The following is a 12,939-nucleotide window of genomic DNA, read 5'->3' on the forward strand; positions in this document are numbered from 1 at the left end:
AGATAAGACTATTCGAGTTGCTGAAGTTCACCGAGGGGAGTAACGCGCCAGCGGTGCTGGCAAAAATAGAGCAGCGGGTTGTCCTGCTTGCTGTCGCTGTAGCCGCTGTAAAGGCGCAGCGGCGTGCCGATGCGTTTTTCCAGCTGGACCACTTTTTCATGCCCCAGACAGCGCATCGTCAGGACCCAGCCGCCGTAGCCGCGGGAGATTTGCGTGGCGATAAGATTTACGCGCGGCAGCCAGGGGGTATCAAAGTAGACCTGCTCCACCAGCGTCTGCGGGGAGCCGGTAATCAGCCAGATATCGGCATCGTTGGCGTCAAGATAGCTGGTCAGGCGCGCCTGCACCACGGGAAACGCGGCAACGTGGCCGCGGAACCAGAGAGCGAACTCCTTTTCGAGCTGTTTGAGCCGCGCTTCGCTGTGGCCAAACGTACATCCCCACAGCAGCAGGCTCATCGGCCAGCGCGCCGCCCGGCCTTTTACCAGCAGCGCGATGCCAATGAGGGGTAAGAGCGGTAAGACGAGCAGCGCGTTCAGAGGCTGACGCCGCAGCAGGTAGCGCATAAACGTACCAAACATATCCTGCTGATGCAGCGTTCCATCCAGATCGAAAAAGACAACGCGACGCTCGTGATTGGCCAAACCTTACTCCTCTGGGTCGTTGAATCCTAACAGCCAGGTAAACAGGAACCCGGCGATCACCGCTACTAAATAGCCTAACAGATAGAGCATGACTTTTCCGGTCACGATGGTTAATGCCAGCGGTAAACCGGAGAGACCAAAGGTGATAACGGTGGCGACTTTCCAGTAGCTGATGAGAGCCCCGCCTACCGCGCCCCCCAGACAGGCCGCAAGGAACGGTTTACCCAGCGGCAGCGTGACGCCGAATATCAGCGGCTCGCCAATGCCGAGCAGCCCGACCGGCAGCGCCCCTTTAATCACTTTTTTCAGGCGCGCGTTGCGGGTTTTCATCAGGACGGCAATCGCTGCCCCCACCTGCCCGACGCCCGCCATCGAGAGAATAGGCAGCAGCGCGTTATAGCCGTGCGCCTGCACCAGCTCGACGTGGATCGGCACAAGTCCCTGATGCAGGCCGGTCAGCACAAGCGGCAGGAAGGTACCTGACAGCACCGCCCCCACCAGCAGACCGCCGCGGTCGATAGCCAGAGACGCGCCGTGGGCAATGGCGTCAGAGATCCACCCGCCTAGTGGCTGAAGGACCACAATCGCGACGCTACCGGTAATTAACGTGGTCAGCAGCGGGTTGAGGATCAGCTCAATCGAGCCAGGCAGAACCGCGCGTAGCTTTTTCTCGATCCAGCACATAAGAATAACCACCAGCAGCACGGCAATCACCCCGCCGCGACCAGGCTGGAGCGCCTCGCCAAACAGCGTGATTTGCGCTAGCTGCGGGCTGGACAAGATCCCTGCCATTACGCCGCCCATGGCCAGCGAGCCGCCAAACACCTTCGCGGTATTGACCCCGACCAGAATGTTCATAATGGCAAACACCGCGCTGCCGAAGATCCCGAGAATGCCCAGCAGGTTCGGATACTGCGTGGCAAAATCCCCGACGATATCTGGCCGCTTAAGGATGTTGATGATCCCGGTGATCAAGCCGGAAGCTATAAACGCCGGGATCAGCGGGATAAAGACGTTTGCCAGCTGTCGCAGCGCATCGCTCATGGGAGCTTTGTATTTGGCCTTCGCCTGCGCTTTGGTGCGTTCAGCGTCGTCAACCGTCACGCTCGCATCGCCGACCATCAGCGCGCGCATGGCGTCGACAACCTGCGCCGCCTTGCCCGGCCCGACGATCAGCTGGTGTTGCTGCCCCTGTTTTACGTAGCCGCTGACGCCGGACAGCTTCTTCAGGCCCGGCACGTCAAGCTGGTCGTCGTTATGCACCTCGACGCGCACGCGCGTCATGCAGTTTTCCAGACGCTGAATATTTTTCTCCCCGCCTATCCCCTGCAGGATATCGCTGGCGAGCGCTGCTGTTTTGTCCATAAACGCCTCTGCTAGTTTTCTAATGCCGCCCGTAAGAAGCCGTTATGCGCATCAAGTCTGGCTCGCGCAGCCGCCGCGTCCAGCCCGCTTAAGATCATCAAAATGGCCGGTTTTACGTCGTGATCGGTCTGCCTGAGCACCGCTTCTGCCTCTTCACGGCCCGCGCCTGTCGCCTCCATCACCATGCGGCAGGCTCTGTCCACCAGCTTGACGTTGGTGGCCTGCATATCGACCATCAGGTTCTGGTAGACCTTGCCGAACTTCACCATCGCACCGGTGGAGATCATATTGAGCACCAGCTTTTGCGCGGTCCCGGATTTCAGGCGCGTGGAGCCGGTGAGCGCTTCCGGCCCAACGACCGGAGAGATGGCGATAGCGGCCACCTGCGCAATCGGCGAGCCGGGGTTGCAGGAGATGGCGACCGTCGTGCAGCCGGTCCGGTTGGCGTATTCCAGGCCGCCAATGACGTACGGCGTGCGCCCGGATGCCGCCAGGCCGACCACCAGATCGTTCGCCGTCAGGTTCAGATCCTTCAGGTCATCCTCACCCAGCTGTTTGTTGTCCTCCGCCCCTTCAACGGCCTTCAGCAGCGCGCCGGGACCACCTGCAATCAGGCCAACCACCAGGCCGTGCGGAACGCCAAAGGTGGGCGGACATTCCGAGGCATCCAGCACCCCGAGACGCCCGCTGGTACCGGCCCCCATATAGATAATGCGACCACCGGCCTTAAGAGCTTCCGCCGCCGCATCGACCGCTTTCGCCACCTCTGGCAATGTCTCTTTCACTGCCTGCGCTACCAGCGTATCCTGTTGATTAAAGCGGTTAACCAGCTCCAGGGTGGAGAGCGCATCCAGATCCATGGTTTGCGGGTTACGCCTTTCAGAAACAAGTGAGCCAAGATTCATTTTTTGTACCTCAAGAATTTTTAATTCATAATAATCACACTATAATGGAATATAAAATTCATTCAGGCGAGCAGAATTCGTTTTTGCGCAGACAATCACATTTCCGCCGGGAGTACTCATGAACTGTTTAATTCGCATTCGCCAGCGCTACGCCGGCTTTGCTCAAAGCGACAAAAAGCTGGCGGATTTTCTGCTTTCTCAGCCCGATCGCGCCCGCCACCTCAGCTCACAGCAGCTGGCAAGCGAAGCTGGAGTGAGCCAGTCAAGCGTGGTGAAATTTGCCCAGAAGATCGGGTTTAAGGGTTTTCCCGCTCTTAAGCTGGCAATCAGCGAAGCGCTGGTGAGTAACCCGAATCCGCAGTCCATGCCGGTGCATAACCAGATCCGCGGCGATGACCCGATGCGTCTGGTTGGGGAAAAGCTGATCAAGGAGAACGTGGCGGCCATGCACGCCACGCTGGACGTGAATACCGAAGAGAAATTACTGGAAAGCGTGGCGATGCTGCGGGCGGCGCGGCGTATTATTTTGACCGGTATTGGCGCGTCCGGTCTGGTGGCGCGTAATTTTGGCTGGAAGCTGACTAAAATCGGTTTTAACGCCATCGTCGAGCAGGATATGCACGCCCTGCTGGCGACCGTGCAGGCGATGGATCCTGACGATCTGCTGCTGGCCATCTCCTACTCCGGCGAGCGCCGCGAGATCAACATGGCGACCGACGAAGCCCTGCGCGTCGGCGGCAAAATTCTGGCGATCACCGGCTTTACGCCAAATGCGCTGCAGCAGCGGGCAACGCGCTGTTTGTATACCATTGCCGAAGAGCAGGCCACGCGCAGCGCGGCAATTTCGTCCACCAGCGCACAAATGATGCTGACGGACCTGCTGTTTATGGCGCTGGTACAGCAGGATCTGGAGCGCGCGCCCGAGCGCATTCGTCACAGCGAAGAACTGGTAAAGAAACTGGTTTGACGCGTATAATGCCCGCCCAGTTTGTGTTGTTTCTGAGAATTTCCTGATGGCGCTGTTAATTACCAAAAAATGCATCAATTGCGATATGTGCGAACCCGAATGCCCGAACCAGGCGATTTCGATGGGCGACAGCATTTACGAGATTAACAGCGACCGCTGCACGGAATGCGTCGGCCACTATGAGACACCGACCTGCCAGAAGGTGTGCCCGATCCCCAACACTATTCTGAAGGATCCGACACACGTCGAGAGCGAAGAGCAGCTGTGGGATAAATTTGTCCTGATGCACCACGCGGACAAAATTTAGCTTTCGATAATCACCGTCGCGCTGGCATAGTGGCGTTCATCTGCGATCGTCACGTGCATATGATTCACCCCCAGCCTCTCCGCCAGCTTTTGCGCTTCACCCCACAGACGCAGGCGCGGTTTGCCCAGATCATCATTAAAAACTTCGAACTGGTTAAATGCCAGGCCGTTACGAATGCCGGTCCCGAACGCTTTGGCTGCCGCCTCTTTTACCGCAAAGCGCTTTGCCAGAAAACGCACCGGCTGCTGGTGCGCCTCCCAGATGGCCCATTCGTTATCGCTCAGCACGCGCCTTGCGAGGCGATCGCCGCTCCGGGCGATCACCGCTTCAATGCGGGCTATTTCGACGATATCGGTGCCTAAGCCCAGAATGGCCATTACTGACGCGCTTCCAGCATCAGGCGTTTCATCTCTGAAACCGCCTCTTTCAGGCCGCTCATCACCGCGCGGCCAATAATGGCGTGGCCGATGTTCAGCTCGTGCATTTCCGGCAGGGCGGCAATGGCCTTCACGTTGTGGTAGGTCAGGCCGTGACCAGCATTAACCTTCAGTCCCAGGCTCGCGGCGTAGGTGGCCGCTTTGGCGATACGCTCCAGCTCTTTGGCCTGCTCGGCATCGTTTTTAGCATCGGCATAGCAGCCGGTGTGAATTTCGATATACGGCGCGCCCACGTCGGCTGCCGCTTTAATCTGCGCGAAATCGGCGTCGATAAACAGAGAAACCAGGATACCGGCATCCGCCAGGCGCTTGCAGGCATCGCGCATTTTGTCCTGCTGCCCCGCCACGTCCAGCCCGCCTTCGGTGGTCACTTCCTGACGTTTTTCCGGCACCAGGCAGCAGAAGTGCGGTTTGGTCTCGCAGGCAATGGTCAGCATCTCTTCGGTGACCGCCATCTCCAGATTCATACGGGTGTCCAGCGTCTGACGAAGAATGCGCACGTCGCGGTCGGTAATGTGGCGGCGGTCTTCACGCAGGTGAACGGTAATGCCGTCGGCACCAGCCTGTTCAGCGATAAACGCCGCCTGAACCGGATCGGGATACGCCGTGCCGCGCGCGTTACGCAGGGTGGCGATGTGGTCGATGTTGACGCCTAACAGTAATTCAGCCATGACAATCCTCGGTTTTCTTTCTGATGCTGTGGTCTAACGTTTGGGCATAAACTGCCTGAATAATTCGCGGCTCTTTAAGGGCTTGCCGCCAAGATACGGCTTGAGGGCAATCCGGGTAAAGCGTTTTGCTGCGCGCAGGGTATCGGCGTCCGGAAACTCGCGTTCATAAAGCGCTCTGAGCTGGCGTCCGGTAAAAGTACTGTTATCAACGACGACGCTGGCAATAAAGCCTTTTTCTTCGCGGTAGCGGTAGGTCATGGTGTCTTCCACCTCATCACCGCTGCCTGCGCAGTGCAGAAAATCCACGCCGTACCCGAGGTGGCCCAGCAGCGCCAGTTCGAAACGACGCAGGGCGGGTTCGGGCGTGCCGGTCGCACCCGCCAGTGCCTGGATACAGTGCAGATAATCGAAGAAAAGTTCCGAGAAGCGAGTCTCATGTTCAAGGACGCGGGAGATGAGCTCGTTGACATACAGACCGCTGTAGAGCGTGATGCCAGAAAGGGGAAGCGCCAGAGAGACGGCTTCAGCGCTGCGCAAGGTTTTGACTTCCCCTCGCCCGCCAAAGCGAACCAGCAGCGGCGTAAAAGGCTGTAGGGCACCCTTCAGATTAGAACGTTTGGAACGTGCGCCTTTCGCAACAAGGCGCACGCGGCCCGACTCTTCCGTGAAGACGTCCAGCATCAGGCTGGTTTCGCTCCAGGGACGACTATGGAGAACGAAGGCGCGCTGCCAACCTTCCATTATACTCGTCGTCTTGAGTTACTGATCTTCGCCGTAACCGAGGCTGCGCAGAGCACGCTCATCATCGGCCCAGCCAGATTTCACCTTCACCCACAGTTCCAGATGAACTGGCGCTTCGAACATCTCCTGCATGTCCTTACGGGCTTCGATACCGATGGTTTTGATCTTGGCGCCTTTGTTGCCGATCACCATCTTCTTCTGCCCTTCACGCTCGACGAGGATCAGGCCGTTAATGTCGTAGCCACCGCGCTCGTTGCTCTGGAAACGCTCGATCTCCACCGTCACAGAGTACGGCAGCTCGGCGCCCAGGAAACGCATCAGCTTTTCACGGATGATTTCAGACGCCATAAAGCGCTGAGAGCGATCGGTGATGTAATCTTCCGGGAAGTGGTGAATCGCTTCCGGCAAGTGCTTACGTACGATGCCCGCGATGGTATCGACGTTCAGGCCGGTCTCAGCAGACAGCGGAACGATATCCAGGAAGTTCATCTGGCTGCCCAGCCACTGCAGGTGCGGCAGCAGGTCAGCTTTTTCCTGCACGTTGTCAACTTTGTTGACCGCGAGGATCACCGGCGTTTTGCCGTCACGCAGCTTGTTTAGTACCATTTCGTCGTCCGGCGTCCAGCGGGTGCCTTCCACTACGAAAATCACCAGCTCTACGTCGCCGATGGAGCTGCTCGCCGCCTTGTTCATCAGACGGTTAATGGCACGCTTCTCTTCCATGTGCAGGCCAGGGGTATCGACGTAGATCGCCTGATACGCGCCTTCAGTATGGATGCCGACAATGCGGTGACGCGTGGTCTGCGCCTTACGCGAGGTGATGGAAATCTTCTGCCCAAGCAGATTATTCAGCAGGGTGGATTTGCCGACGTTCGGACGTCCGACGATGGCAATAAATCCGCAATAGGTTTTTTCTTCGCTCATTCCAGCTCCAGCATTTTTAACGCCTGTTCGGCGGCAGCCTGTTCAGCCTTACGGCGGCTTGAACCTGTGCCCACCACCGGTTCACTCAGGCCACTGACCTGGCAATGGATGGTAAATTCCTGATCGTGCGCTTCGCCACGAACCTGCACCACCAGATAGGATGGCAGCGGCAGATGACGGCCCTGCAAATATTCCTGCAGGCGCGTTTTCGGATCTTTTTGTTTATCGCCCGGGCTAATTTCGTCCAGACGGGTCTGATACCAGTTAAGGATCAGCTTTTCTACGGTCTGGATATCGCTGTCCAGGAACACGCCACCAATTAATGCTTCGACCGTATCGGCAAGAATAGATTCACGACGGAAGCCGCCGCTTTTCAGTTCACCCGGCCCAAGACGCAGACATTCGCCCAGTTCAAATTCGCGCGCGATTTCAGCGAGGGTGTTGCCGCGCACCAGCGTGGCGCGCATGCGGCTCATATCACCTTCGTCCACGCGCGGGAAACGATGATAAAGCGCATTCGCAATCACGAAACTTAAAATAGAGTCACCCAGAAACTCGAGACGCTCATTATGTTTGCTGCTGGCACTGCGATGGGTTAATGCCTGTTGCAACAACTCCTGATGATGAAAAGTGTAGCCCAGCTTCCGTTGAAGCCGATTAATTACGATGGGGTTCATGCGATACCAATAAATGAATGCGTCAAAAATGCAGCACACGAAACCGACCTGAGAAAACCAACGCGGTTTCGTGTGCCGTGGCACCCTTGCAGGGCCAACCTTAAACTTCGGGGGAATATTCTATACACAACGACAGGGGATGTCGTTAGTTCAAAGAGATTTATCGAGGAAATAATTCACGTAGCCGCGAAATAACGCGGCTACGTGTTCTTTTCCTGAGAATTAATGGATTCCGCCAATACGATTCAGGCGCACGCCGGTCGGCCACTCGCCTTCCTGCTTCTCAAAACTCATCCAGATCGCGGTTGCTTTACCCACCAGATTCGCTTCCGGCACAAAGCCCCAGTAACGGCTGTCCGCGGAGTTATCGCGGTTATCGCCCATCATGAAGTAGTGTCCCGGCGGTACGATCCAGCTGGCCAGCTGCTGACCCGGCTGTTTGTAATACATCCCCACTTGGTCCTGCGCGATTGGCACGGTCAGAATGCGGTGAGTGACATCGCCCAGCGTCTCTTTGCGCTCAACCAGACGAATGCCGTTCTCTTTGGTTTCACCTTTTGGCACCTGGAAGAACCCGCTGGTCGCTTCACCGCCGTTACGACGGGCGAAAGTCTGCACGAAATCACTTGGCTCAACGTTTGAGTAGGTGATTGGCAGCGCGTTTTCACACGCGGTACCGGAGCTGCAGCCCGGCTGAACGGTGACTTCCTTCGCAACCGGATCGTAGGTCACTTTATCACCCGGCAGACCCACCGCGCGCTTAATGTAATCCAGACGCGGATCGTCCGGATATTTAAACACCACGATGTCGCCACGTTTCGGATGCCCCGTTTCGATCAGCGTTTTCTGGTAAATCGGATCTTTAATGCCGTAGGCAAACTTCTCAACCAGAATAAAATCACCGATCAGCAGCGTTGGCATCATTGATCCCGATGGGATCTGGAACGGCTCATAAATAAACGAACGTACCACCAGCACAATCGCCAGCACCGGGAACACCGACGCGCCCGTTTCCAGCCAGCCCGGTTTCGGGCCAACTTTCTTCAGGGTTTTCGCGTCAAGCGCATCGCCAGTCGCTGCCTGCGCGGCAGCCTGACGTTCACGGCGTTTTGGGGCGAAGATAAACTTATCCAGACACCACAGCAGGCCTGTCACCAGCGTAGCGATGACCAGGATCAGGGCAAACATGTTCGCCATGCCAACTCCTTAAAGGTTATTTGCCGTCTTTACCGACATGAAGAATGGCAAGGAATGCTTCCTGCGGCAGCTCAACGTTACCGACCTGCTTCATACGCTTCTTACCTTCTTTCTGCTTCTGCAGCAGCTTTTTCTTACGGCTGACGTCACCGCCATAGCACTTCGCCAGAACGTTTTTACGTAGCTGCTTCACGGTTGAGCGGGCAATGATGTGGTTACCGATGGCCGCCTGAATCGCAATGTCAAACTGCTGACGCGGGATCAGATCTTTCATCTTCTCAACCAGCTCGCGGCCACGGTACGGCGCATTGTCGTTGTGGGTGATCAGCGCCAGCGCATCCACACGCTCGCCGTTGATCAGCACGTCCACGCGCACCATGTTGGAGGCCTGGAAACGCTTGAAGTTGTAATCCAGTGATGCATAGCCACGGGAGGTAGACTTCAGACGGTCGAAGAAGTCGAGTACCACTTCCGCCATAGGAATTTCATAGGTCAGCGCCACCTGGTTACCGTGGTAAACCATGTTAGTCTGCACGCCACGCTTCTCAATACAGAGCGTAATAACGTTCCCCAGGAACTCCTGCGGCAGCAGCATGTGACATTCTGCAATAGGCTCGCGCAGCTCGTGAATGTTGTTCAGCGGCGGCAGCTTGGACGGGCTGTCGACGTAGATCACTTCTTTCGAGGTGGTTTCTACTTCGTAGACTACCGTTGGTGCGGTGGTGATCAGATCCAGATCGTATTCACGCTCCAGACGCTCCTGAATAATCTCCATGTGCAGCAGGCCGAGGAAGCCGCAGCGGAAGCCGAAGCCCAGCGCCGTTGAACTTTCTGGCTCGTAGAACAGGGAGGCATCGTTCAGGCTCAGCTTGCCGAGCGCATCGCGGAAGTTTTCGTAGTCGTCAGAGCTGACCGGGAACAGACCCGCGTAAACCTGCGGTTTCACCTTTTTGAAGCCAGGCAGCGCTTTGTCTGCCGGGTTACGCGCGCCGGTCAGGGTATCACCTACTGGCGCACCGAGGATGTCTTTAATCGCGCAGACCAGCCAGCCTACCTCGCCGCATTTCAGCTCGGTACGGTCAACCTGTTTTGGCGTGAAGATACCCAGACGGTCTGCGTTGTAGACCTGTCCGGTACTCATGACCTTGATTTTGTCGCCTTTACGCATGGTGCCGTTTTTGATACGCACCAGAGAGACCACGCCCAGGTAGTTATCGAACCAGGAGTCGATGATCAGCGCCTGCAATGGACCATCCGGGTCGCCTTCCGGGGCCGGAATATCACGTACCAGGCGTTCCAGCACGTCGGTCACACCCACACCGGTTTTCGCGGAGCAGCGTACGGCGTCGGTCGCGTCAATGCCGACAATGTCTTCAATCTCTTCCGCCACGCGCTCAGGATCGGCGGCTGGCAGGTCGATTTTGTTCAGAACCGGCACAACTTCGAGATCCATTTCCATCGCGGTGTAGCAGTTCGCCAGGGTCTGGGCTTCAACGCCCTGCCCGGCATCGACCACCAGCAGCGCACCTTCACAGGCCGCCAGCGAGCGTGATACTTCATAGGAGAAGTCAACGTGGCCTGGGGTGTCGATAAAGTTCAGTTGATAGGTTTCGCCATCAGAAGCTTTATAGTCGAGCGTCACGCTCTGCGCTTTGATGGTAATACCGCGTTCGCGTTCCAGGTCCATGGAGTCCAGTACCTGGGCTGCCATTTCACGATCAGACAGGCCACCGCAAATCTGGATAATACGGTCAGACAGCGTCGACTTACCGTGGTCAATGTGAGCAATGATCGAAAAGTTACGTATGTTCTTCATATAGTTAAATAATTATGCCTTACGAATTCCTGGAGGCCGCTGTTCTTAGCCTGACGTTTTTCAGTGCGAAAACGCAGCATTCTACACTACATACCCGCAACCTGGAAATGCACTTAGAGCCAAGCATAGCGCGAAGAAATGGCGTTTTCTTTTTTGAGATGTAAATAATGATAAAGCCCGGTGGATCACCGGGCCTCAGAAGAGAGCGTCTCGACGCGAAGTTGGTCAGGCGCCAGCGCAACGCTCAGAATAACGGGCTGCCACTCATCGCGCGCGGCGAGCTTCGGTGAGATGCCTTTGGCAAGCCAGAATCCCCCTACGCCACCCAAAGCTGCGCCGCACATGGCGGCCACGTCGGTACCAAACAGCATCTGAAAAAAGCCGCCCATGACAAACAGCCCCACCAGCGGGGAGAGATAGACCAGCATCGCGGAACTCAGCAGACTGCCTTCCGTAATGCCCAGTTCCACCTTCTGACCCGCCACCAGCGGCTGTTCGCTCGGCACGGAGATTGTATGCGATGTCTGTGGCCCTAACTTATTCAGCACGCGACTGCCACAACCGGCTCGGGATGCGCAGCTATTGCATGAGGCTTTAACATCACAGCTGACCAGCGCAATACCATTCTGCCACGAGACGACGGTCGCCCACTCTTTAATCATTGTGCGGCCCTGAATTTAATGCTGTCTGAAATGCGCTTCGCCGTCTGCGGAGGTAATTCCCCCACAATCGTGATTTCTGCGTTATCGCGAACCGTGGTGCTGACCGTACGACGCCCGGTACGAAGCATTTGTTCAGCGCTGTTTGCCGTTGCGCGGTTGATATTCACCGAGAAGCTGAACAAGCCATCGGAATAGAGGCGTGATTCAACCGGCGTATCAATGGTGGGCAACTGACGACGGCTGCTGGACACTTCGCTAAAGCCTTGCGGTATCCAGGAAGGAACCCAGTTGAAATTAGCGGAGTCCCCTGCAGGAACAGAAAGCAGCGGCGGCAGGCTGGCCTTCGCCAGATTCTGCATGCTGTTGCCAACCTGATTGTTCACGCTGAAGGAGATGACGCGGAACTGTTCAAGCGTCTCGCCGTCGCGGTCGAGCAGGTCCACGCGCATCGGCAGCTTGGTTTCCGCATCAATCCAGACGATATAGCTGTAGCGCGTGCCATCGCGCGCAACCACGCGGATCACTTCACACAGCCTGTCTGCAATACGGGTACGCCCTACCGAAATAAAATCATAGTAAGGGGCAAGTCGTTTGAAATCGGTATAGATAAGCGACGGTAGAGAATCAACGATATAGTCGCCATTCAAGGTGAAAGGCTCCAGACCGGGCTCGAAATAGCTGATTTCGTTGCCACGCTGGACAACTTCCCGACGCGGGCCATCCATCTGTAAAAGCTGGGCGAGCGGCTGGTTATCAAGACGGGCATGGCGATAGCGTAACGACTCGACGCCTTGCTTGTTGATGCTGATAAATGCCAACTCGTAATTGAGTGACTGGCTGGCCAGATTCATTTGCTGCAACAACGCCCCGGATGAAACATCAGCCGAGGCGTTAGCAGAGAAGAACAGGCTACCCGCCATCAGAGACATGGCGAACCAAAGTTGCTTCATTACTGCGATTGCGTTCCTAAAGTTTGGTTTCCGGGCACCTGCACAGCAGCTTGCTGAGTTTGGGCCTGCTCAAACTGAAGCTGTTCAGAGTGCAGACGACGCTGCAACTCATAATCCTGCAACATCGCATTAATGCGACGGCGCTGCTCCTGAACCTGCTGTTGCTGACCGCCGCTGGCGGAGGCATCAGCCGGTACGCCCAGACTTACCGGGCTGGCTTTGCCCATCATCGGCAGTGTGTTAAACACTGGCGCTTCTGGCTGCTGATTAGTTTCAGACTGAGTATTATAGTGCTGGACGCCAACGATAACTGCAAGCGATACGCATGCAGCCATCCCCATTTGGGTGAGCTGGCTGGCCCACGGACGCACTTTTTGCCAGAACGGCATTTTCTGCCACTGGTGCGGTGCGGGTTGCGCTTCAGGAATCAGCGGAGTGGTCTGATGAACAGGCTCATTCTCGATGGCCGCCATCACGCGGGCTGAGATATCGAAATGAAGAACCTCTCCGGTATCACCGCGCAGCGTGTCACGGATGAGATGGTAACTCTCCCAGGTCTCTTGCATTTCGGGAGAATGAGACAGCTCGTGGAGCAGCTCACTATCCAGCGTCTCACCATCCATTAAAGCGGAAAGTTTTTCTTTCTGCATGCCTAATACCTTTTCCAGTATCCCGC

15 protein-coding genes are annotated in these 12,939 nt (G+C 56.5%); 2 read left to right on the forward strand and 13 right to left on the reverse strand.

Going from position 1 to position 12,939, the window contains the following annotated elements; all coding sequences use genetic code 11:
- Positions 1–8 precede the first annotated feature (8 nt).
- The 3 genes from yfhb to murQ are packed head-to-tail and all read right to left on the reverse strand — an operon-like array spanning position 9 to position 2,914.
- Positions 9–644: a phosphatidylglycerophosphatase C gene (gene yfhb / locus ACMGGH_RS22630; RefSeq protein ID WP_028014089.1), complete on the reverse strand. Its 636-nt coding sequence runs from the start codon at positions 642–644 to the stop codon at positions 9–11.
- A gap of 3 nt (positions 645–647) precedes the next feature.
- Complete coding sequence (locus ACMGGH_RS22635) at positions 648–2,009, reverse strand: PTS transporter subunit EIIC (RefSeq protein WP_232948943.1); 1,362 nt, start codon at positions 2,007–2,009, stop codon at positions 648–650.
- 11 nt (positions 2,010–2,020) lie between these two features.
- Positions 2,021–2,914 carry an N-acetylmuramic acid 6-phosphate etherase gene (murQ, locus tag ACMGGH_RS22640; protein WP_232948944.1) on the reverse strand — a complete coding sequence of 298 codons (894 nt, stop codon included), beginning with the start codon at positions 2,912–2,914 and terminating at the stop codon, positions 2,021–2,023.
- Between the two features lie 118 nt (positions 2,915–3,032).
- On the opposite strand from murQ, the gene ACMGGH_RS22645 reads away from it, so the two are divergent.
- Together ACMGGH_RS22645 and ACMGGH_RS22650 are read left to right on the forward strand one after the other, a co-directional pair.
- Entirely contained in the window at positions 3,033–3,881 is an 849-nt protein-coding gene (locus tag ACMGGH_RS22645; protein WP_028014092.1) for a MurR/RpiR family transcriptional regulator, read from the forward strand.
- Positions 3,882–3,927: 46 nt separating this feature from the next.
- Positions 3,928–4,188 (forward strand): YfhL family 4Fe-4S dicluster ferredoxin, encoded by a 261-nt coding sequence (locus tag ACMGGH_RS22650; RefSeq protein ID WP_028014093.1) that lies wholly within the window; start codon positions 3,928–3,930, stop codon positions 4,186–4,188.
- Here ACMGGH_RS22650 and acpS read toward each other — a convergent pair.
- The 10 genes from acpS to rseA form a co-directional block, all read right to left on the reverse strand.
- Entirely contained in the window at positions 4,185–4,565 is a 381-nt protein-coding gene (acpS, locus tag ACMGGH_RS22655) for a holo-ACP synthase (protein WP_048999420.1), read from the reverse strand. The genes ACMGGH_RS22650 and acpS overlap by 4 nt on opposite strands.
- Positions 4,565–5,296, reverse strand: a complete 732-nt coding sequence (gene pdxJ, locus ACMGGH_RS22660; RefSeq protein ID WP_041908673.1) for a pyridoxine 5'-phosphate synthase — start codon at positions 5,294–5,296, stop codon at positions 4,565–4,567. Before pdxJ ends, acpS begins: the two co-directional genes overlap by 1 nt.
- A 33-nt stretch (positions 5,297–5,329) precedes the next feature.
- Positions 5,330–6,037, reverse strand: coding sequence for a DNA repair protein RecO (gene recO, locus ACMGGH_RS22665; protein WP_028014096.1), 708 nt, complete (start codon positions 6,035–6,037; stop codon positions 5,330–5,332).
- Between the two features lie 18 nt (positions 6,038–6,055).
- A complete protein-coding gene (gene era / locus ACMGGH_RS22670) occupies positions 6,056–6,961 on the reverse strand; it encodes a GTPase Era (protein WP_028014097.1) in 906 nt (301 codons plus the stop codon).
- A complete protein-coding gene (gene rnc, locus ACMGGH_RS22675; RefSeq protein ID WP_003860711.1) occupies positions 6,958–7,638 on the reverse strand; it encodes a ribonuclease III in 681 nt (226 codons plus the stop codon). The genes era and rnc overlap by 4 nt, the downstream gene beginning before the upstream one ends.
- 222 nt (positions 7,639–7,860) lie before the next feature.
- Positions 7,861–8,835 (reverse strand): signal peptidase I, encoded by a 975-nt coding sequence (lepB, locus tag ACMGGH_RS22680; protein ID WP_047364182.1) that lies wholly within the window; start codon positions 8,833–8,835, stop codon positions 7,861–7,863.
- A 16-nt stretch (positions 8,836–8,851) separates the two neighbouring features.
- Positions 8,852–10,651: a translation elongation factor 4 gene (gene lepA / locus ACMGGH_RS22685; RefSeq protein ID WP_028014099.1), complete on the reverse strand. Its 1,800-nt coding sequence runs from the start codon at positions 10,649–10,651 to the stop codon at positions 8,852–8,854.
- Positions 10,652–10,836: 185 nt separating this feature from the next.
- A complete protein-coding gene (rseC, locus tag ACMGGH_RS22690) occupies positions 10,837–11,313 on the reverse strand; it encodes a SoxR-reducing system protein RseC (protein WP_232948945.1) in 477 nt (158 codons plus the stop codon).
- Positions 11,310–12,263, reverse strand: a complete 954-nt coding sequence (rseB, locus tag ACMGGH_RS22695; protein WP_041908666.1) for a sigma-E factor regulatory protein RseB — start codon at positions 12,261–12,263, stop codon at positions 11,310–11,312. Before rseB ends, rseC begins: the two co-directional genes overlap by 4 nt.
- On the reverse strand, positions 12,263–12,913 hold the full coding sequence (rseA, locus tag ACMGGH_RS22700; protein WP_232948946.1) for an anti-sigma-E factor RseA: 651 nt from the start codon (positions 12,911–12,913) through the stop codon (positions 12,263–12,265). The genes rseB and rseA overlap by 1 nt, the downstream gene beginning before the upstream one ends.
- Between the last annotated feature and the right edge of the window lie 26 nt (positions 12,914–12,939).

The organism is Enterobacter sp. BNK-16, from assembly GCF_048684955.1.
Classification (GTDB): Bacteria; Pseudomonadota; Gammaproteobacteria; order Enterobacterales; family Enterobacteriaceae; genus Enterobacter; species Enterobacter bugandensis.